The organism is Pseudomonas sp. D1-36 (genome assembly GCF_051132205.1).
Taxonomy (GTDB): Bacteria; Pseudomonadota; Gammaproteobacteria; order Pseudomonadales; family Pseudomonadaceae; genus Aquipseudomonas.
Genome location: NZ_CP071674.1, coordinates 114325 through 134414, shown reverse-complemented (window position 1 = coordinate 134414; position 20090 = coordinate 114325). Strand labels below are relative to the sequence as shown.

General features: G+C 57.6%; 24 protein-coding genes. 15 read left to right on the top strand and 9 right to left on the bottom strand.

Annotation, left to right across the window (positions count from 1 at the left end; genetic code table 11):
• Positions 1-50 precede the first annotated feature (50 nt).
• The gene (locus J3P76_RS00660) at positions 51-944 is read left to right on the top strand and encodes a LysR family transcriptional regulator (RefSeq protein WP_434608537.1); all 894 of its coding nucleotides are present in this window, start codon (positions 51-53) and stop codon (positions 942-944) included.
• Here the strand turns inward: J3P76_RS00660 and J3P76_RS00655 are convergent.
• Positions 941-1267: a DUF883 family protein gene (locus tag J3P76_RS00655; RefSeq protein WP_420765942.1), complete on the bottom strand. Its 327-nt coding sequence runs from the start codon at positions 1265-1267 to the stop codon at positions 941-943. The genes J3P76_RS00660 and J3P76_RS00655 overlap by 4 nt on opposite strands.
• Positions 1268-1423: 156 nt before the next feature.
• Between J3P76_RS00655 and J3P76_RS00650 the strand changes: the two genes are divergently transcribed.
• Positions 1424-1639 carry a dodecin gene (locus tag J3P76_RS00650; RefSeq protein ID WP_003177209.1) on the top strand — a complete coding sequence of 72 codons (216 nt, stop codon included), beginning with the start codon at positions 1424-1426 and terminating at the stop codon, positions 1637-1639.
• A 110-nt stretch (positions 1640-1749) separates the two neighbouring features.
• Complete coding sequence (locus J3P76_RS00645; protein WP_434608539.1) at positions 1750-1974, top strand: DUF1161 domain-containing protein; 225 nt, start codon at positions 1750-1752, stop codon at positions 1972-1974.
• Between the two features lie 54 nt (positions 1975-2028).
• Here J3P76_RS00645 and J3P76_RS00640 read toward each other — a convergent pair whose 3' ends face one another.
• On the bottom strand, positions 2029-3030 hold the full coding sequence (locus tag J3P76_RS00640; RefSeq protein ID WP_434608541.1) for an LLM class flavin-dependent oxidoreductase: 1002 nt from the start codon (positions 3028-3030) through the stop codon (positions 2029-2031).
• Positions 3031-3265: 235 nt separating this feature from the next.
• Here J3P76_RS00640 and J3P76_RS00635 point away from each other — a divergent pair, with 235 nt between their 5' ends.
• Together J3P76_RS00635 and J3P76_RS00630 are read left to right on the top strand one after the other, a co-directional pair.
• Positions 3266-3697 carry an OsmC family protein gene (locus tag J3P76_RS00635; RefSeq protein ID WP_434561374.1) on the top strand — a complete coding sequence of 144 codons (432 nt, stop codon included), beginning with the start codon at positions 3266-3268 and terminating at the stop codon, positions 3695-3697.
• Between the two features lie 137 nt (positions 3698-3834).
• On the top strand, positions 3835-4068 hold the full coding sequence (locus J3P76_RS00630) for a DUF1161 domain-containing protein (protein ID WP_420765946.1): 234 nt from the start codon (positions 3835-3837) through the stop codon (positions 4066-4068).
• A gap of 6 nt (positions 4069-4074) precedes the next feature.
• Here the strand turns inward: J3P76_RS00630 and J3P76_RS00625 are convergent, their stop codons facing one another.
• Both J3P76_RS00625 and J3P76_RS00620 read right to left on the bottom strand, forming a co-directional pair.
• The gene (locus tag J3P76_RS00625; protein WP_434701400.1) at positions 4075-4503 is read right to left on the bottom strand and encodes a hypothetical protein; all 429 of its coding nucleotides are present in this window, start codon (positions 4501-4503) and stop codon (positions 4075-4077) included.
• Positions 4504-4541: 38 nt separating this feature from the next.
• A complete protein-coding gene (locus J3P76_RS00620) occupies positions 4542-4955 on the bottom strand; it encodes a hypothetical protein (RefSeq protein WP_420765948.1) in 414 nt (137 codons plus the stop codon).
• Positions 4956-5014: 59 nt separating this feature from the next.
• On the opposite strand from J3P76_RS00620, the gene J3P76_RS00615 reads away from it, so the two are divergent.
• Positions 5015-6094, top strand: coding sequence for an aminopeptidase (locus J3P76_RS00615; protein WP_420765949.1), 1080 nt, complete (start codon positions 5015-5017; stop codon positions 6092-6094).
• A 521-nt stretch (positions 6095-6615) separates the two neighbouring features.
• Here J3P76_RS00615 and J3P76_RS00610 read toward each other — a convergent pair.
• Positions 6616-7485: a LysR family transcriptional regulator gene (locus J3P76_RS00610; protein WP_434701399.1), complete on the bottom strand. Its 870-nt coding sequence runs from the start codon at positions 7483-7485 to the stop codon at positions 6616-6618.
• A 145-nt stretch (positions 7486-7630) separates the two neighbouring features.
• Between J3P76_RS00610 and J3P76_RS00605 the strand changes: the two genes are divergently transcribed.
• The 3 genes from J3P76_RS00605 to J3P76_RS00595 all read left to right on the top strand — a co-directional run bounded on the left by J3P76_RS00605 (position 7631) and on the right by J3P76_RS00595 (position 10341).
• Positions 7631-8611, top strand: coding sequence for a hypothetical protein (locus J3P76_RS00605; protein ID WP_434701398.1), 981 nt, complete (start codon positions 7631-7633; stop codon positions 8609-8611).
• A gap of 200 nt (positions 8612-8811) precedes the next feature.
• Positions 8812-9582, top strand: coding sequence for a sulfite exporter TauE/SafE family protein (locus J3P76_RS00600; RefSeq protein WP_434649409.1), 771 nt, complete (start codon positions 8812-8814; stop codon positions 9580-9582).
• A gap of 396 nt (positions 9583-9978) precedes the next feature.
• Complete coding sequence (locus J3P76_RS00595; protein ID WP_434561384.1) at positions 9979-10341, top strand: DUF6124 family protein; 363 nt, start codon at positions 9979-9981, stop codon at positions 10339-10341.
• 249 nt (positions 10342-10590) lie between these two features.
• On the opposite strand, the gene J3P76_RS00590 is transcribed toward J3P76_RS00595, so the two are convergent.
• From J3P76_RS00590 to J3P76_RS00580, 3 genes are all read right to left on the bottom strand, one after another.
• Positions 10591-10866: an HU family DNA-binding protein gene (locus J3P76_RS00590; protein WP_003213368.1), complete on the bottom strand. Its 276-nt coding sequence runs from the start codon at positions 10864-10866 to the stop codon at positions 10591-10593.
• 191 nt (positions 10867-11057) lie between these two features.
• Entirely contained in the window at positions 11058-12206 is a 1149-nt protein-coding gene (locus tag J3P76_RS00585; protein ID WP_434561386.1) for an NAD(P)/FAD-dependent oxidoreductase, read from the bottom strand.
• Positions 12207-12230: 24 nt separating this feature from the next.
• Positions 12231-12398 carry a rubredoxin gene (locus J3P76_RS00580; protein ID WP_420765972.1) on the bottom strand — a complete coding sequence of 56 codons (168 nt, stop codon included), beginning with the start codon at positions 12396-12398 and terminating at the stop codon, positions 12231-12233.
• Between the two features lie 175 nt (positions 12399-12573).
• On the opposite strand from J3P76_RS00580, the gene J3P76_RS00575 reads away from it, so the two are divergent.
• The 5 genes from J3P76_RS00575 (at position 12574) to J3P76_RS00555 (ending at position 17744) form a co-directional block, all read left to right on the top strand.
• Positions 12574-13137, top strand: a complete 564-nt coding sequence (locus J3P76_RS00575) for a chorismate--pyruvate lyase family protein (RefSeq protein WP_434701397.1) — start codon at positions 12574-12576, stop codon at positions 13135-13137.
• A complete protein-coding gene (ubiA, locus tag J3P76_RS00570) occupies positions 13137-14027 on the top strand; it encodes a 4-hydroxybenzoate octaprenyltransferase (RefSeq protein WP_434561390.1) in 891 nt (296 codons plus the stop codon). Before J3P76_RS00575 ends, ubiA begins: the two co-directional genes overlap by 1 nt.
• A gap of 95 nt (positions 14028-14122) precedes the next feature.
• Positions 14123-15181 carry a PA0069 family radical SAM protein gene (locus J3P76_RS00565; protein WP_434608597.1) on the top strand — a complete coding sequence of 353 codons (1059 nt, stop codon included), beginning with the start codon at positions 14123-14125 and terminating at the stop codon, positions 15179-15181.
• Between the two features lie 209 nt (positions 15182-15390).
• Positions 15391-16122, top strand: coding sequence for a carbonic anhydrase (locus J3P76_RS00560; RefSeq protein WP_420765976.1), 732 nt, complete (start codon positions 15391-15393; stop codon positions 16120-16122).
• 92 nt (positions 16123-16214) lie between these two features.
• Positions 16215-17744 (top strand): SulP family inorganic anion transporter, encoded by a 1530-nt coding sequence (locus J3P76_RS00555; protein ID WP_420765977.1) that lies wholly within the window; start codon positions 16215-16217, stop codon positions 17742-17744.
• A 173-nt stretch (positions 17745-17917) separates the two neighbouring features.
• Here J3P76_RS00555 and J3P76_RS00550 read toward each other — a convergent pair whose 3' ends face one another.
• Positions 17918-18568: a hypothetical protein gene (locus J3P76_RS00550; RefSeq protein ID WP_434608600.1), complete on the bottom strand. Its 651-nt coding sequence runs from the start codon at positions 18566-18568 to the stop codon at positions 17918-17920.
• Between the two features lie 374 nt (positions 18569-18942).
• Between J3P76_RS00550 and coxB the strand changes: the two genes are divergently transcribed.
• Entirely contained in the window at positions 18943-20070 is a 1128-nt protein-coding gene (coxB, locus tag J3P76_RS00545; RefSeq protein ID WP_434608602.1) for a cytochrome c oxidase subunit II, read from the top strand.
• Positions 20071-20090: the final 20 nt, after the last annotated feature.

Genomic DNA, 20090 nt, shown 5'->3' with positions numbered 1-20090 from the left:
CTGAAAACCGATAAGATCGCCACAACCTGTCAGAAAAACTCACAAATACCATGAGCCATGATCTGCCACCGCTCAACGCCCTGCGTGCCTTCGAGGCCACTGCCCGCCTGAACAGCGTAAGCCAGGCGGCGGAACAGCTGCACGTCACCCACGGCGCGGTTAGTCGACAACTCAAAGTGCTGGAAGAGCACTTGGGGATCAGCCTGTTCGTCAAGGATGGGCGAGGCTTGAAACTCACAGATGCGGGACTGCGCCTGCGTGACGCCAGCGCCGATGCGTTCGAGCGCCTGCGCACCGTTTGCGCCGAGCTGACCCAAAGCACAGCGGACGCCCCGTTCGTGTTGGGCTGCTCGGGAAGCTTGTTGGCGCGTTGGTTCATCCCCCGCCTGGGCAGGCTCAATGCCGATCTGCCTGATTTGCGCCTGCACCTGTCCGCAGGTGAGGGCGACCTCGACCCGAGGCGCCCAGGGCTGGACGCCCTACTGGTATTCGCCGAACCACCCTGGCCGGCAGACATGCAGGTGTATGAACTGGCCAGCGAGCGGATCGGGCCGGTGATGAGCCCGCATTACGCGGGCTTTGCCCGCTTGCGCAATGCATCCGCCACTGCGCTGCTGAGCGAACCGCTGTTGCACACCACCTCACGCCCCCAGGCCTGGCCCACTTGGGCACGGCAAAATGCCCTGGAACCCCAGGCATTGAAGTTAGGGCAAGGTTTCGAACATTTGTATTATTTGCTGGAGGCGGCCGTGGCCGGGCTTGGCGTGGCGATCGCCCCCGAGCCCCTGGTGACCGAGGACCTGCGGGCTGGTCGCCTGGTCGCGCCATGGGGGTTCGGTGAAACTCCCGCACGACTGGCGCTATGGTTGCCCAAGCGCGCCGCAGACGGGCGCGCCCGGCAATTGGCGCAGTGGCTCAGGCATGAGCTGAACCCATCGAACTAGTTACCGCGCTTGCACAACAAGTAAGCGGCCAACAGACCCAGTGCGCCAACGGCAACGCCAGCGGTGGTCCATGGATGTTCCTGAGCGTAGTCGCGCGTGGCGATCCCGGTTTCGCGGGTTTTCACCTTCACCTCTTCATACGCATCGCTGAGCAGATGCCGAGAATGTTTCAGTGCGCTTTCGGCATTTGCCTTAAGCGACTTGAGCGTCCTACGCGACTCGTCCGACGCGTCGTCCTTCAGGCTTTCCAACGACTTGAGCAGACTCTCGATCTCCGCTTCCATGCTTTGCAACGAGGCTTTGCGTAACGAAGTGCTGGCCATGGTGGCTCTCTCCTGCAGTGGTTGAGTAGCGTGTGTGGATTGGGACTGCGACCGTTTGGGAAAGTGCACTAAATCTGAACTTTCCAAGCGTAAACGGCGCCACATGTAAGGCGAAAAATCGCTGCTAGGCTGTTTAAGACAACCAAGGAGAACGTTATGAGTGATCACCACACGTACAAAAAAGTCGAGCTGGTCGGTTCGTCTCCCACCAGCATTGAAGACGCCATCAACAATGCCCTGGCCGAGGCCAGCAAGAGCCTCAAGCACTTGGAATGGTTCGAAGTCACGGAAACCCGGGGCCACATCGAAAATGGCCGGGCCGCGCACTTCCAGGTGACCATCAAGGTTGGGTTCCGGATCGCCAACAGCTGAGTTCTTTGAACTTGCACGCTGGCGGAGTGCCATAGGGAATGGCGATGCGCTATTGGGCGCATCACGTCTTACGAAACCTCCCTATCTGATCCGACCGAGGAGTGCGAGCGATGAAGAAGTTGATGGTGGCCCTGGGTTTGCTGAGCCTTGCGGGTACTGCGTTTGCGGCCGGCAAGCCATGCGAGGAGTTGAAAAGCGAAATCGCAGCGAAGCTCGATACCAAAGGCGTGTCGGGTTATTCGCTGGAGATCGTCGATAAAGGTGCAGCGGGTGACGGAAAAGTCGTCGGCACCTGTGAGGGCGGTTCGAAAGAAATCGTCTACATACGCGGCTGATAACGCGCTCAGATCAAAGCCGACGCATCGCGTCGGCTTTTTATTGGCCGCGACTCAGCCTTTCATGACCTGTGCCAGCAGTTCATACGAGTGCAGGCGGTCGGCGTGCTCATAGAGGTCGCTGGTGAAGATCAGCTCATCGGCCTGAGTCTGTTCGATCAACACCTCCAACCTGGCGCGGATCTTCTGAGGACCGCCAATCATGGCCAGGCCAAGGAAATCCCCCACCGCTTCCTTCTCATGGGGCAGCCATAGACCATTCATGGTTTCCACCGGCGGGCGCTGCACCAGGCTCTGGCCGCGCATCAATGCCAGGATCCGCTGGTACACCGACGTCGCCAGGTAATCGGCCTGCTCGTCCGTGTCAGCCGCCACCAAAGGCACCCCGAGCATCACGTACGGCTTGTCGAGTACGGCCGACGGTTGGAAGTGATTGCGATAAACACGAATCGCCTCGTGCATGAACCGCGGTGCGAAATGGGAGGCGAACGCGTAGGGCAAACCGCGCTCCCCGGCCAACTGCGCACTGAACAGGCTAGAACCCAACAGCCACACCGGTACATTCGTTCCCGTGCCGGGCATGGCGATGATGCGTTGGTCAGGGGTACGCGGGCCGAGATAGCGCATCAGTTCGGCCACGTCATCAGGGAAATCATCAGCACTGCCGGAGCGTTCGCGGCGTAGTGCACGCGCGGTCATCTGGTCGGAACCGGGGGCGCGTCCCAACCCAAGGTCGATCCGGCCCGGAAACAGACTTTCCAAGGTGCCGAACTGTTCGGCGATCACCAACGGTGCGTGGTTGGGCAGCATCACCCCGCCCGAGCCGACGCGGATGGTCGACGTCCCCCCCGCCAGGTAGCCCAGCAGCACCGCCGTCGCGGAGCTGGCGATGCCGTCCATGTTGTGGTGTTCCGCCACCCAGAAACGGGTGTAGCCAAACTTTTCCACGTGCTGCGCCAAATCCAGCGAATTGCGCAGGGACTGGGCTGCATTGCCGTCAGCGCGGACGGGCACAAGGTCGAGGGTTGAAAATTTAACTTCGGACAGCTGTTTCATGGGCCGGCATCTCCAACGGCGTACGAGCTTTTCTGTAGGCGAAAGCCTGCCGTTTCTCTAGGTGTGTCCTATGAATGTGGGCATATACCCGAGTTTCAATAGTAGCGAAGAATTTTCCTACTAAATTAGTCGACTAATCGACCGGGTGAACTTTATCGGCCGGTCTATCCTCACAATCCTGGCACTGAAAAATACCCAGGCGCGAACCCTCGCGCCGAATCATGAGGAGGCACACATGGCTATCGTCAAGAAAGCATCGGCTCACTGGGAAGGTGACCTGAAGACTGGCATAGGCTCCATCTCCACGGAAACCGGCGTGTTGCGCGAAGCGCCCTATGGTTTCAAGGCACGTTTTGAAGGCGGCAAGGGCACCAACCCTGAAGAACTGATCGGCGCGGCCCACGCGGGCTGCTTCTCCATGGCGTTTTCGATGATCCTTGGCGACGCTGGGCTCAAGGCCGACAGCATCGACACCAACGCCGAAGTGACCCTGGACCAGGTCGACGGCGGCTTTGCGATCACCGCGATCAAGCTGATTCTCAAAGCCAAGATTCCCGGCGCCAGCCAACAGCAATTTGAAGAGCTGAGCAACAAGGCCAAGGAAGGTTGCCCGGTTTCCAAGGTGCTCAACGCCGACATCACCCTGGACGCGACCCTGGTGAATTGACGAACCGAGAAGGTCGCGGTCTCCCGAGGCCGCGGTCTTCTATGGTTTACCCGCTATTTACCCGAAGGCAACTGTGGTCGAATGCAGGTCTGCAGTTTCAGCGCACAGGCGTGCGCGCTGTATTGAGGAGTTCGAGCATGAAACGTTTGGCCTTGGCAGTCATCGGTTGCGCACTGACCACATCGGCCCTCGCGGCACCCAAGCCCTGCGAAGAATTGAAAGCAGAGATCGAAGCCAAGATCCAGGCCGCAAACGTGTCCTCATACACCTTGGAAATCGTCACCAACGACGAAGTCCACGACCAGAACATGGTGGTGGGCAGTTGCGATAACGGCACCAAGAAAATCATCTACCAGAAGAACGACCGCTAGGCAGCGCTACATCAAACAATTGGCCTTTCGATCCTCGGCAACGATTTCACGCTTGGCGTTATAGAGCCGGGCACTGGGGGAGTACGCCAGATTACGAGCCTCCAGGCGATAACGCTGGCCGGCCTCGAAATGGTCGTAGCGCACGATCAGATAGCACAGCCGTTCCTTCGGGTCGTTCATCATGCCCAGCCCACCGCCCGCGCCGAACACCTCGAAGTCGAAGCGCACCTTGAGTTCGTGGCTACCGGGTGAAACCTGAAAAAAGCGTCCGTCCCGCAGCCGCTGGCCGTCCAGGCTTTCAGCCATCAGCAGCTTGCCGCCCGGCATAGGGGTGGCGAAGTCGACCCAGGCCATGTTCGGGTCCATCTCGGGCAATGGGCTCGTCGCGCATCCGCTCAATGTCGCAAGAGCCAAAAACAACGTGGGTAGGCGCATGATGATTTCCTGAAGTCAGGCCCCGAGCATAGCGCCAATCAGCTTTGCTGGCAGCCTGCCGGCGTGCCTTGGCCCACCACGTTGCGCTGTTGGTCGTAAAGCTTGGCCCACGGCCGGAACCCGATACTGCCGGCTTGCAACTGATAGCGCTGGCCCGCGTTGAAATCCTTGAATTTTACGTTCAACCGGCAATCGCGCCACAGCGGCTCGGCATCTGGCCCGATGTTGCCCGGCTCCACGGCAAATTGATAACGCACCGTCAGCTCATGGCTACCCGGTTGAACCTCGAAATAACGCCGGTCGATGGATGCCTTGTCATCGACTTCCAACGCTTGCAACGCCGTGTCCCGATGGTTACCTAGGTCAATCCACGCCTGGGAGGGATCTGGATCGGGCAAACCGGCACAGCCGGTCAGCAGCAACAGGCCACTTGTCAGCATCAACACGCGCATAGCGAAGCTCCGGGCAGGCGAGATAGTCTTGAGGCAGACTTCCCAGGGTGATTCCAAAATTGATCAGGCAGCGTTCACGCCATCGGTTACTCGACCGTGTTTTCAGGATTTTGTTTCCGGCCTTCCTGCTTTTGTTACTCAACGGTTGTACAAGCGTCGGTTATTACGGCCAGCTCGCCAGCGGACAATGGCGACTGCTGCAAGCACGCGAGCCCATCGACCGGGTCATTGCCGACCCCACCCGTGATTCCGGATTGCGCACCCATCTGGCTCAGGCCCGTGAGGCCCGCGCATTCGCCAGCACACACCTGCACCTGCCCGACAACCAGAGCTATCGCCTGTACGCGGACATCGGCCGCCCCTTTGTCGTCTGGAACGTCTTCGCCACCCCGGAGTTTTCCCTGGCCCCGCTCACCCACTGTTTTCCCATCGCCGGTTGCGTGGCGTATCGGGGCTATTACAGCCAGGGCGCCGCCCGGGGTGAGGCCGCTTTGCAGCGTTTGCGAGGCATGGATGTGTCGATTGCCGGCGTAGAGGCCTACTCGACGCTGGGCTGGTTCGACGACCCGATCCTCAGTTCGATGCTGCATTGGGGCGACGAACGCCTGGCGACGCTGATCTTTCATGAACTGGCGCACCAACGCGTCTACGTGAAGGACGACACGGAATTCAACGAATCATTCGCCACCTTCGTCGAGCAGGAAGGCACCCGCCAATGGCGCGCCCATCGCGGCCTGGCGCCGGACAACGGCAACCGATTGCGCCAGCGCGACCAGTTCATCCAGTTGATCCTCGACACCCGCCAACGGCTGGAAACCCTCTACGCTCAACCCCTACCGACCGAGCAGATGCGCCAACGCAAAGCCGAGGAATTCGAACGCCTGCGCGCCGACTACGCGCACCTACGCGACAGCCAATGGGCCGGCGACAAACGCTACGACGCCTGGATCTACGCGCCCCTGAACAACGCCCGAATATTGCCGTTCGGCCTGTACGACCAATGGGTGCCGGCGTTCGGGGCGTTATTCAAGCGTGAGGGCGAGGATTGGCTGGCGTTTTACAGCGCGGTGGAAAAACTCGGCCGCTTGCCAACCGTAGAGCGCAAGGCAGCGCTGAAGGCGCTGGCCTCAACCAATTGACGGCAAACGAACACGCCCTGATCGCAAGCACGCCCAAAACCTCAACCCAGCCAAGCCCCCCCGGTGGAAGCGAGCCTGCTCGCGATCGCGGCCCAACAGCCAATACATCTTCCCCGGGAATACCAACCAGCCCCTCTACCACCAAAACGAACCACCGGCCCAAACCTCACGCAACTGCGCGGCGCTGAGGTTTCGCCGCGCTGGATCAAAGGCCAGCGTTGTGCGTAATGCCGACCAGCAACGCTCTGAAGTCAACACTCTGAAGGTGAGCAGCACGGCCATGTCGAAAGGGTTCCGGGTGCGCTGGCTTATCAGCGTGTAATGGATGTGGAGAAATAAATCTGTCCCCTTTGGCATTTATCATTTGGGGCGCTGTTCAAGCGTGAGGGCGGTATTAAGTGGCGTTTTAGCGACGTGGAAAAACTCGGCAGTTGTTGACTCTAGAGCGCGAAACGCGCTCAAGGCTCTGGCGTCACCCCAACCTGACTGCGAACGAACGGACCATTAATTTTGGTTAATAGCTATAAATCTCCCAGCTCTTCGCTTAATAAAGCCGCGAATGCGTCCTTAGCACTATGGAACCCAAGATTCTTATTCCAAATAAAAAAATTAGGTACAGAGGGTAAATCGTCAAAAACGTAGCCTCGAATATTCCCGATCTGATTAAATTGCTCGAATACCCCCCTCGAAACTAAGGAAACACCAGCCCCCGAACTCACGCAACCAAGAATGGTTCCATAACTGGCTATACTGGTTATGGAGCTAGACACACCATGAGCATTCAACCACGTTATCAAAGCCTTTCTATAAGGGCACCCCTCTGGCCACATAAACATATTGATTCCGTTCAAATTTGCTGGCTCATGTATTAACCCCGTCGCTGGAGAAGCTATCAATACAAGCTCCTCTTTATAAATTTCGATACTATCAATCTCGGGATGCTGGTGAGTAACAGCAATGACTGCGCCATCCAGCTTATGATTAACCACATCATCTAATAGTTTGGGCCACTCCCCCGTGCTAAATTGCATCTGCACAGAAGGATAGGTGTAGTGATATTTTGATAACAATTTTGGAAGCCTACCTGTAGCGGACGACTCTATAGCACCAATTTTTAAACTTCCGGTTGGTTCTGAGTCAGCGCTTAGAGCCCTCTGGGCTTCCTGACACAACGACAATATTTTATTAGTATAGCCAAGAAATAAACGCCCTGAAGGGCTAATGATTAGTCCTCTACCTTTCCTTATGAATAACGAGACCCCAAGCTCCTTTTCTAAAAGCTTTATTCGGTTTGTGATGTTTGACGGAACACAGTGCAGCACTTCGGAGGCGCGAATAATACTACCTTGATCGGCGACAGCCTTGAACATAATTAGCTGCGAAAGCTCCATGCTAATGCTCATTAAAAGTGAAATAGAGAATCACTATAAGTCAGTTGTTGGGAACGAGCAAGTCGTTTAATGTTTACATTCTGGTTTATACAGGACGCTTAGATCAGGAATCATTTAGTAAATTTTCAAGGAGAAAAACACTGCCATGAGCTCAGCATTATCGCAAATTCGTTTTGAGGCAAATAAGCATAAGTACATGCGAGATTTTGGTGAGATATTTATTGAGGCGCTGCCAAAGCATGTAAAAAACCTGAAAATACCTGGACGAGCTATATGTGATGATCATAGAAGGGAACCTATACTGGCGCAGATTACGGACATAGCGGATCTGCAGGGCGCGATGCTTGAAGTACTTTTCCACCCCATTACAAAGGAAGCTCAATTCCATACGGAAAATGCCTTTAACGCTTTCCTATGCAAAACCACAGCCGATTCCTCAGTTATGAAATTTTTTAACGGGTGGAACGAAACTCACAGAACCACCAGCTTAGTATCAGGCAAAATTATCATGCGATTATCAGCAGATGCGATATCGGTTCCTATCGAGAAACAAGCTGGTTATCACAACGTCTTGGCACATATGCATGAAGTCGCTAAAGATGATTTTGGGCTCGGCCATCAGGGACATGATGGTATGTATGATTACATGGCCAAAGCCTTTGGCGCAAAAACATGGGTTGAAAACCAATATAAAGTTGAAGAGTGTAACGATTTTTCGAAGTTTCTATATGCAACTGGAGTGGCCGAACACAAATCGGCGCTGAATTCAGTCGAACATGAAGAATCCATTATGGATGCAATGATGGTATCCATCGCATCAGAACTTTGGAATGGGCAGGAGTATAACTACATTGCTCAGAAAATAGAGGACAAGCTATTCAGCATTGATCCTTCGCTGAGCACTAACGCTAAGGATTTTCGTAACGCAAAAGCGTACATAATGGGACATTCTGGCGACGTGGAGAATAAGCATGGTTTGCATGCCTTGGCCGCTGCGCAGTCGTATGGACGCACAGTAGGCCTAAATTTTAAAATTGGGCGATTGAAAGGTATTATGCTCAATTACAACGAACGAGTAGGACGATCTTTTGAAGCTATGCATCGCGCTTTAACCTCAGCCCCGTAAACCCCTCAGTTGCAAATTATAAGATTTAGCACCGAACATAATATTCGACCACACAAAAACATGCCCCAACCAGGAGCGCGCCGATTGGTTTCTTATGCCCAGCATCATGCTAATCGGCGAATTATAAATGCACCCCGGCATTTAAACTAAGCGAACAAATACGATGTTTTATGAAAGGAAGCTCCGAAAGGGTAGTACGAATGGATTATGAATTCGCTTTGATAGTGCTGGGCTTTTTCGCTTTCTGCGGAGGGTTGATAGATGCGGCAGTGGGTGGTGGCGGCCTCGTACAGCTTCCCGCGCTTTTACATGCTTTACCTCAGCAAAGTCTAGCCACAATTTTCGGGACTAATAAAGTAGCGGTTTTGGCGGGCAACCTTTCCTCAGTATTTAGCTATTTGAAAAGAATAAAAATTATATGGAGGCTCATGCTTCCGACGATGGCCTCGGCATTTATATGTGCCTTTTTAGGGGCGGCTTCGGTATCTGTAGTACCTAAGAAAATAATGGAGTTTGTTGTTTTTTTTATTCTAATAGCGATGACTGCATATATTTTCAAAGAAAAAAATCTCGGCCTAGTAAACACCGGAAAACACTGCAGAACCAGGGAGATTCTATTAGGAGTGTTGTTCGGGGGTTTGGTCGGATTTTATGACGGCGTCTTTGGCCCTGGAAGCGGAAGTCTATTGCTTTTCATATTTGTTAAATATTTCGGCTTCGATTTTTTAAATGCATCTGCATCTGCAAAGCTGGTCAACTTGGTTACTTTTACCGCAGCGCTAGTATTTTTTGTTCCGTCTGGAAATGTTTTGTGGGCCGTGGGTGGCGTTATTGCTCTGTGCAATATCGCTGGATCGCTCACTGGAGTTTTTTTAGCGCTACGCTACGGGAGTGGTTTCATAAGAAAGTTTTTTCTTGTACTACTTTTATTTTTGATAGGTCGAATGGGGCTTAACTTGTTTCAAAATTGATCCAATCGTCGACACCCGGAAGCAGATTTCCTAGCCAAATCCCGACGGAGTGCCACTAGGTTTAATCGCAGACCTACGAGCCTCAATCCGGCTACGCAGCCTTGCGCCTTTGCCTACAACTACGCCAGAATTCGCCGGCTTGTGCGCCTTGCTCCCGAGCTCTATCTTTTCCCTGCCACTGCCCATCAGTGGTCGGGTTTAGTAGCCCGAGGTTTTTCCGCAAGATGCATGAGTCCTCAACAAGCAGGTATCTCAATTCCTGTCCTTGATGGTGACTGTGCGCAGGGCGCTTCGGCGCGCCGGCAATGCTGGAATCCCCGGTCTACTAACCTGCGCACAGCCGCCACCCTTCTTTTAGTAGGGAAAGGTCGCGGCCTAACTCAAGGATTCCAGCTTATGTTCAAAATCACTCCAAACCCTCCAGAAGCAGATCCCAACTCTCCTTATCTGGACGGCCTTAACGCCAAAAAACTCGACGACGCCGCTAAGCGAGCATTGGATTTTCATCTAAAGCCCAAATCACCAAGACCTAAAGAAACCATCCAACCCGGCCAGTTATTCACCGTCGTAAAAGATATCGACAACGAATGCCTGCTGGTCAACCTCAGCGAAACCCTCGCTTCAGCTGATGCGATGGTCAATGAACTGGCTTTCGATATGGAAGGGTCCAACCGCCATGTCCTATTGGGCATCCAGCAATTGATCGAGCTGAGTTCGTTGCTGGCTAACCGTGCATTGGATAACGTCGATCCCCGATAGCCGCCAAACCACAATCGCTGTGGCTAGGGTGCTTGCTCCCGCTGGGCCGGGCTGCGCTCCAGCGTGAGGCAGCTCCAAAAGCGACGACTGCTTCGCAGCCGAGCGGGAGCAAGCTCCCTCGCCACGGATTCATGGGTTGGCTTAACGAACGATTTCAATCCACCAGCCACAAAAAAAAGGCATACCGATCACCATCGGTATGCCTTTTTTGTTGCCGCTTCCTTCCCTCGTCAGAGGTACTCGCCGCGATTACGGGTTAACGCTGTCCTTCAAAGACTTGCCCGGCTTGAACGCAACGGTGTTGCTGGCCTTGATCTTCACTGGCTCGCCGGTTTGTGGGTTCTTGCCGGTGCGGGCGCCGCGGTGGCGCTGCAGGAAGGTGCCGAAGCCGACCAGAGTGACGCTGTCCTTGCGGTGCAGGGCGCCGGTAATTTCTTCGAGGACGGCGTTGAGGACGCGGTTGGCTTGTTCTTTGGTGAGGTCTGCTTTTTCCGCGATGGCGGCAGCGAGTTCTGGTTTACGCATGAATGAAGCCCCTTTGACGGTTTTTTTGTTGTTATGTCCGGGCTGTTCTCTTCGGAACACCCCCTAAGGCGCCGCAGGCTCTACTCTGCGGCAGACGGGAGTGAGGATGGCACGGGGCCGCAACCGGCGCCAGTGGCCGGCGGGGGTTTGTGCCCTCAAAAGCAGGTTATTTGTGACAGAACGGCCAGTATTTACGCCAGCAGGGCTGGAAGCTGCTTGTTCAACGCCAGTTTTTCCATCACCGCCGCACCGGTCAGGGCGTAGCCCAGCAGATTGCCTTGGGCGTCGCGGCACAGGGCCTTGATGTCGGCGCCTTGCCCTTCGACGCTCCACACGCCTTCGCTACCCCGTGGTGGTGGCGAAACCACCAATGGGCACACCGGGGTTTTCACCGTGATCGGCATGGCGCCGTAGCCTACGGCGGTGGGGTTGCCGGCCAGGGTTTGGGCCAGGGCGCGCGCGCAACTCATCAGCGGCATCACGTAGAGCAGGTTCAAGCCATCGACTTCGGCGCAGTCGCCCAAGGCGTAGATATTGGCGTGGGAAGTCTTCAGATGACGATCCACCACGACGCCGCGATTGACCACCAGGCCGGCGGCGGCCGCCAGGTCGATGCGCGGGCGCAGACCGATGGCCGAGACCACCAGGTCGCAGGCGATCACTTGGCCGTCCGATAGGTGCGCTTCCAAACCGTCGGCCACCCGTTGCAGGCGATTGAGCACCGGGCCGAGGTGGAACCGCGCGCCAAGGCTTTCCAACCCGGCCTGTACCGCTGCGGCGGCCGCCGGGTGCAGCAGCGTCGGCATGACTTGCTCGCATGGGGCGACCAGTTCTACTTCATAGCCACCCAGGATCAGGTCGTTGGCAAATTCGCAGCCGATCAGGCCGGCGCCTAGCAGCAGCACCCGGCGCTTGCCAGCGGCGGCGGCGCGAAAGCGGGCGTAGTCTTCCAGGTCGTTGATGGGGAAGATCAGGTCCGCCGCGTCGCCTTGCACCGGCACGCGCACGGTTTCAGCGCCCCAGGCCAGCACCAAGTCGCGATAGCTCACTGCTTCTTCGCCGATCCACAGGCGCTTGTGGCCCGGGTCGATGCCGCTGATGCGCGTGTGGGTGCGTACCTCGGCATTCAGTTGCTCGGCCATCGCGCCTGGCTCGGCCATGCTCAGGCCATCGGCGTCTTTGTTCTTGCCGAAGCCCGTGGAGAGCATCGGCTTGGAGTAGGAGCGGCCGTCGTCCGCGGTTATCAGCAGCAACGGGGTTTCGCTGTCGAGCTTGCGAAATTCCCGGGCCAGGTTGTAACCGGCCAGGCCAGTGCCGACGATGACGACAGGTGCGCTCATGTTGCTCTCCGTTTGGTGAAACGATCAGTTGATTTCGATCATTTCGAAATCCATTTTGCCGACGCCGCAGTCCGGGCACAGCCAGTCTTGCGGTACGTCTTCCCAGCGAGTGCCGGGCGCGATGCCATCGTCAGGCCAACCGTCAGCTTCGTTGTAGATCAGGCCACAGACAATACATTGCCACTTCTTCATTCCAATACTTCCTCAAGATGTCAGGCTTGGCCGGTATTTTCCGGCTCAGGGCCGTTTTGTACTGATCGGTCGCGACAGATGCAAGCGGCATCGGCGCGACGGCGGGTTGGCTCGGCCAAAATCGCCGACCGGCATGGTAAGCTCGCGGCCTCATTTGCTGCCATTCAAGACCCCTGTGCCGCCTACAAATTCGATATTTCCTACACTCCAATGGCTGCCCCAACACCTGCTGTCGCCCCGCCCGGATGCGTGCGTCATGGACTGGCTGTTTGACCAAGGCTCCCTGACCCGGCGCCTGACCGGCCTGTCGGACGATCACTTCAGCGTGACGCCGCTGTTCGAAGGCTGGCAGCCGTTGCGCGCCGATGAGTGTGCCGCGCTGGACCTGGCCGAGGGCAGCGAGGGCTGGGTGCGCGAGGTGTACCTGCGCGGCCACGGCCAGCCTTGGGTGTTTGCCCGCAGCGTGGCGGCGCGCAGCGCGTTGCAGGGCGACGGCTTGCGGATGGACGAACTGGGCAGCCGCTCGTTGGGCGAGCTGCTGTTTTGTGACCAGGCGTTCCAGCGTCGGGCGATCGAGGTCTGCCACTACCCGAGCGAATGGTTGCCGGCAGAGGTCCGCGTCACCGCGTTGTGGGGCCGTCGTTCACGTTTTGATCGCGGCACGTTGAGCGTACTGGTGGCGGAGGTGTTTCTGCCGAGCATGTGGACAGTCGCTCGCGCCTATTCGGAGAATTGCTGATGTACGTGCAACTGCTCAAATCCTTGAACCGCCTCAATCCGCGGGCCTGGGACTTCGTGCAACTGACGCGCATGGACAAGCCCATCGGTATTTATCTGCTGCTGTGGCCGACGTTGTGGGCGCTGTGGATCGCCGGTGAGGGTTCGCCATCCCTGGCCAACATCGTGATTTTTATTCTCGGCGTGGTACTGACCCGTGCCGGCGGCTGCGTGATCAACGACTGGGCCGACCGCAAGGTGGACGGCCACGTCAAGCGCACCGAACAGCGTCCATTGGTGAGCGGCAAGATCAGCTCCAGGGAAGCGCTGGTGTTCTTCGCGGTGCTGATGAGCGTGAGCTTCCTGCTGGTGCTGTGCACCAATGCGCCGACGATTCTGTTGTCCTTGGGCGGGTTGGCTTTGGCCTTCAGCTACCCGTTCATGAAGCGCTATACCTATTACCCCCAAGTGGTGCTGGGCGCGGCGTTTTCGTGGGGCATGCCGATGGCCTTCACCGCCGAAACCGGCCATTTGCCGGCGGCCGCCTGGTTGCTGTACATCGCTAACCTGCTGTGGACGGTGGGCTACGACACCTATTACGCCATGACCGACCGGGACGATGATTTGAAAATTGGCGTGAAATCCACGGCGATCCTGTTCGGCGATGCCGACCGGGTGATCATCCTCACGCTGCAAGGCCTGGCCCTGGCTTGCCTGTTGCTGGCCGGGTCGACATTCAAGCTCGGTGGCTGGTTTCACCTGGGATTGGTGGCCGCTGCCGCGTGTTTCGCCTGGGAGTTCTGGTACACCCGCAGCAAGGATCGGATGCGCTGCTTTAAGGCGTTCTTGCACAACCATTGGGCCGGGTTGGCGATTTTCGTGGGGATTGTGCTGGACTATGGGTTGCGCTGAGGCGACTCGCTTATCCATAGAACCCGCCCAATGGCACTGGCCGCAATGGCAATCAACGAATACTGTATGCACATACAGCTTTCGGAGTATTGCCCATGTCCGTCCCTCTTCCGCCCCGTGGCCGCGGCACCGCCACCAATCCGCATAACCGTTTCGCCCCAAGCCGTTCGGTGGCCGAGGATGATGGCTGGTACCAGGAAGTACCGCCGACCCAGGGCACCGAAGTACGCATCGAAACCGCCAAGACCATCATCACCCGCAACACTTCCACCGACATCCCTTTCGATCGCTCGATCAACCCCTACCGAGGCTGCGAACACGGTTGCATCTATTGTTATGCCAGGCCCAGCCATGCCTACTGGGACATGTCGCCCGGGCTCGATTTCGAAACGAAGCTGATCGCCAAGACCAACGCCGCCGACGTGCTGGAGCAACAATTGGCCCGGCGCGGCTACCAGTGCGCGCCGATCGCCCTGGGTTCCAACACCGACCCCTACCAGCCGATCGAACGCGAGCAACGCATTACCCGGCGGATTCTCGAGGTGTTGCTGCGTCATCGGCACCCGGTGACCATCGTCACCAAAGGCTCGTTGATCCTGCGGGACCTGGACCTGTTGACCGAACTGGCCCGGCAACGCCTCGTACACGTGATGATCAGCCTCACCACGCTGGACGATGAGCTCAAGCGCATTCTCGAACCCCGCGCGGCCGCGCCCAGCGCACGGCTTCGGGCCATAAGGGTCATGCGCGAGGCGGGTATCAAGGTGGGGGTGCTGTGTGCGCCAATGATTCCGATGATCAACGACAGCGAGATCGAAAGCCTGCTGGCCGAAGCCCATGCCGCCGGCGCGCAGACCGCCGCCTATGTCATGTTGCGCCTGCCACTGGAAGTGGCGCCGCTGTTCGAGGAGTGGTTGCAGGCGCACTACCCGCAGCGCGCCGCCCATGTGTTGAGCCTGGTGCGCCAGAGTCGCGGCGGTGAGCTGTACGACAGCCGGTTTGGCGTACGGATGCGCGGCGAAGGCCCGTTTGCCGATCTGCTGGCGCAGCGTTTCGCTAAAACGATTAAGCGATTGGGAATGGATCGACGCGACGGTTACGATCTTGATTGCGATGCCTTCTGTCCGCCGGGGCGACAGATGTCATTGATTTAAATACAGTTCGCTTTAAATTGATCTTTGGAGATGGCGCGGCGCAAACATCCCTGGCGCTTTGTTTACGCCTCGTAATATGCGTTTTAGAGCCTTCCATTCAGTTTGAGTTAAGTTTCGGCCGCTACCTTGTTCATCGAGTGACTGACGGGTCGAGCCTTTCGACCTGGATGTTTTTTAACCAGCCACTGGCGTCTCAAAGAGGATGAATCATGAGTGACAAGGATAAACAGCCGTTGGCTGCGTCGGCTTCAGCCCAACCCCAGGCGGAAACCGCCGATGCAGCGCTGCAGCACATTGTTGACGGCTTTTTGCATTTCCATCACGAGATCTTTCCCCAGCAGGAAGAGCTCTTCAAGAAACTCGCCACCGCCCAGAAGCCCCGGGCGATGTTCATCACCTGCGCCGATTCGCGCATCGTGCCCGAGTTGATCACCCATAGCTCTCCTGGCGACCTGTTCGTGACCCGTAACGTCGGCAACGTCGTTCCGCCTTACGGCCAGATGAACGGCGGTGTTTCCACCGCCATCGAATACGCCGTGCTCGCCCTCGGCGTGCAGCACATCATCGTCTGCGGCCACTCCGATTGCGGCGCCATGCGTGCCGTGCTCAACCCCGATACCTTGGAAAAAATGCCGACGGTCAAGGCCTGGCTGCGCCACGCCGAAGTCGCCAAGACCATGGTCCATGACAACTGCCCGTGCGGTGACGAGAAGCAGACCATGCCTGTCCTCACCGAAGAGAACGTGATCGCGCAGTTGCAGCATTTGCGAACGCACCCCTCGGTGGCTTCTCGCATGGCCAGCGGCCAGTTGTTCATCCATGGCTGGGTGTACAACATCGAGACCAGCGAGATCAAAGCCTTTGACGCGGACCGGGGCTGTTTCCTGCCGCTCGATGGCAGCCATCCGATACCGGTGGCGACGCCCAAAGCGCGCTTCTAAAACCACTCCTAATCATCCTTGTATGGTTCAGCCTTACCGCTATTGAGGCGGTAGGGCCTCGCCATGCCTGAAGAAACTTCGGGAGAGTCGCCATGCGTGCTGCTCAATTAAAAGCTGTTCTGCCACGGGAGCTGTTGGCTTCGGTGGTTGTATTCCTCGTGGCGCTGCCATTGTGCATGGGCATTGCCATCGCATCAGGCCTGCCACCGGCCAAGGGCCTGATTACCGGGATCATCGGTGGTTTGGTGGTGGGTTTTCTGGCGGGCTCCAAGCTGCAAGTCAGCGGTCCGGCCGCCGGGTTGGCGGTGTTGGTTTTCGAACTGGTGCGCCAGCATGGCGTGGCCATGCTCGGGCCGATCCTGTTGTTGGCCGGCCTTCTGCAACTGTTGGCCGGACGCTTTCGCCTCGGGTGCTGGTTCCGGGTCACCGCGCCTGCGGTGGTGTACGGCATGCTCGCCGGTATCGGCGTGCTGATCGTGTTGTCCCAGGTCCATGTGATGCTCGACGCAGCGCCCAAGCCTTCCGGCCTGGACAACCTGGCGGCATTCCCTGCGGCAGTCGCCCAGGCCTTGCCGTCGTTCGGCTGGCAGGCCGGCTTGCTGGGCCTTTCGACGATCGCGGTGATGTGGCTATGGGAAAAGTTCCGGCCCCATAGCCTGCGCTTCATTCCTGGCGCGCTGCTGGGCGTCGGCCTGGCAACCGTCGCGAGCCTGCTGCTGGCGTTGCAGGTCAAGCGCGTAGAAGTCCCGGAAAACATGGCCGAAGCCATCGACTGGCTGCGCCCGGCGGATCTGCTGAACCTGGCCGATCCAACGCTGCTGATCGCGGCCTTCGCGGTCGCCTTCATCGCCAGCGCCGAAACCCTGCTGTCGGCGGCCGCCGTGGACCGCATGCACAGCGGCGAACGGGCGGATTTCGACCGGGAATTGTCGGCGCAAGGTATCGGCAACATGCTCTGCGGCCTGCTCGGCGCCTTGCCCATGACCGGCGTGATCGTGCGCAGCTCGGCCAATGTCCAGGCCGGCGCGACCACGCGGATGTCGACGATCTTCCACGGCTTGTGGTTGCTGCTGTTCGTGCTGTTGCTGTCGAGCGTGCTGCAAAGCATTCCGGTGGCGAGCCTGGCGGGTGTGCTGGTCTATACCGGTTTCAAGCTGGTGGACATCAAGGCGTTCCGCAGCCTCGGTCGTTATGGGCGGATGCCCATGTTCACCTATGCCGCGACGGCACTGGCGATCATCTTCACCGACCTGTTGACCGGTGTACTGGTCGGTTTCGGCCTGACCCTGGTGAAGCTGGCCTGGAAAGCTTCGCGCCTGAAAATCAGCCTGATCGACCTGCCACAGGAAGGCGAGATGGAACTGCGATTGGTGGGTGCGGCAACCTTCCTCAAGGTTCCGGCCTTGACCCAGGTACTGGGTACCATTCCCGAAGGCGCGACGGTGCATGTGCCGCTCAATAATCTGAGCTACATCGATCACTCGTGCCTGGAGTTGCTCGAAGAATGGGGCCGGGCGAACGCCAGCAAGGGTTCGAAGCTGCTGATTGAATCCCGCGGGCTCAAGCGCCGGTTGGAAGGGCGGTTGCGCACGACGGTGGGGGTTGGCGCAGCCTCTGCCTGACAGCTCACTCCCAAAGGAGCTGGGTGTAGGGCAGATAATTCTTGAAGACCACAAACTCAATGTGGGAGCGAGCTTGCTCGCGATGGCGGCGTGTCAGTCCACTACACTGTGGCTGACCCAATGCAATCGCGAGCAAGCTCGCTCCGACAGGGGAGTTATGCGTCCCCGATAGATCAAGCCGCCGGCTGATCCAGCTCCAGGCCCACGCCCAAGCGACGGGACATGCACGGCCAGCGCTTCCAGGCCGCGCCGGTCTCCGGGCTGCTGAGCTTCTCGCGATAGGCTTCCACCGACTCCAACGCAAACGTCTCGTCGTTGAGCAACTCATCGAACGTGTGATGCACCACTTCATCGAGCTGGTTGGCAAACGCCTCACCGATCAATTGGTGGGCGATCAGGTTGGCGACCGTCATGTCCAACGGAATCAGCGGCTGGCCGAAATGCTTGATGTAGAGGTCGTTCACCTCTTCGACGAACCGGTGCGCCAGATAGGCTTCGTCGAGCAGGCTGTTGAGCCCGACATGCCCGGCCGTGATGGTCGGTGGCTGGAGAAAGTACTGCTCGGCAATTTTCAGTACGGGTTTGATTTGCGACTCGATACCCGCCTCCCTGGCAACGACATTGGCTGCATCCAGCAGGTCAGGCACTTCGTTGATGTAGGCGGCGACAAATCTCGCCAGGACGTCATTGGCGTTCGCATCCGGCAACTGAATGGCGGGGTGCAGCGTTGGTAACTGCGCCGTCAACTGACGGCTCAACAGGCCGGTCTCGGCCTCATGTTGCAGGGCTTTTTGGATCTGCTCGCGCAATGCGGCGGTGTTCATGACAACTCCAGGAAAACAACAGGCAATGAAATAGGAATGACATAACTTAGCTGGCGCGCATTGACTCCTAAGACCTATTTTTCATAACCGCCCCTTCCCTGATACGTCGCCGTTATATCGGTTTGCCATCACTCAGTACGCATCCTTCTCCATTCATGGGCTCTAGCGCAAGCCCCGGCTGTTTCAAACGATTTACGCCGTCGCGTTGCGAGGTTGCAGGTGCTGTCTATACTCGGGTTGGAATGGAGTTAGCTGATGACACCCGATTGCATGTGCAGCAAGGCGCGGCGAGTCAATTAAGCAGTCTGAAAAGCCGATCCCTTGCCGCAGGCGTTACGCCTACGGGATAACAAGAACGATAAGGGGAACCCGCAATGACGCGACATCCACACGTATGGATGGGCCTCCTGTTGTGGTCGATTTTCAGTCAGGCGCAAGCGGCCTGGACTGTGAATATGGCGCCTGGAGCGACACAGATCAGCAATGCAGTGTTCGACCTTCACATGACCATTTTCTGGATCTGTGTGGTCATCGGCATCATCGTCTTCGGCGCCATGTTCTGGTCGATGATGATGCACCGCCGCTCAACCGGCCAGAATGCCGCGCACTTCCACGAAAACACCCGCGTCGAAATCCTCTGGACCATCGTGCCCTTCCTGATCCTGGTGCTGATGGCGATCCCTGCCACAGCCACGCTGATCAAGATGTACGACTCCAGCGAGTCGGAGATCGACATCCAGGTCACCGGCTATCAATGGAAGTGGCACTACAAATACCTGGGCCAGGACGTCGAGTTCTTCAGCAACCTGGCGACCCCCGCCGAACAGATCAACAACCAGAGCACCAAGGGCGAGCACTACCTGCTGGAAGTCGACAAGCCGCTGGTGCTGCCGGTCGATGCCAAGGTGCGCTTTCTGGTGACCTCCGCCGACGTGATCCACTCCTGGTGGGTGCCGGCCTTCGCGGTCAAGCGCGACGCTATTCCAGGGTTCGTCAACGAAGCCTGGACCCGCGTCGACAAGCCCGGCATCTATCGCGGCCAATGCGCCGAGTTGTGTGGCAAGGACCATGGCTTCATGCCGATCGTGGTAGAGGTCAAGAGCAAACCCGACTACGAGAAATGGCTGGGCGAACGCAAGGCCGAAGCCGCGCAGCTTAAAGAGTTGACCAGCAAGGAGTGGACGCGCGAAGAACTCGTCGAGCGTGGCGACAAGGTCTACCACACCACATGCGTGGCATGTCACCAGGCCGAAGGCCAGGGCTTGCCGCCGATGTTCCCGGCGCTCAAGGGCTCGAAAATCGCCACCGGGCCAATCAAGGATCACTTGAACATCGTCTTCCATGGCAAGCCCGGCACCTCCATGGCGGCGTTCGGCAAACAGTTGTCGGAAGTCGATATCGCGGCGGTCGTGACCTATGAACGCAACGCCTGGGGCAACAACAAGGGCGACATGGTCACGCCTAAAGAAGTGCTGGAACTCAAACAGGCAGAAAGCCAATGAGCCGGCCTGACGTCTGTTCC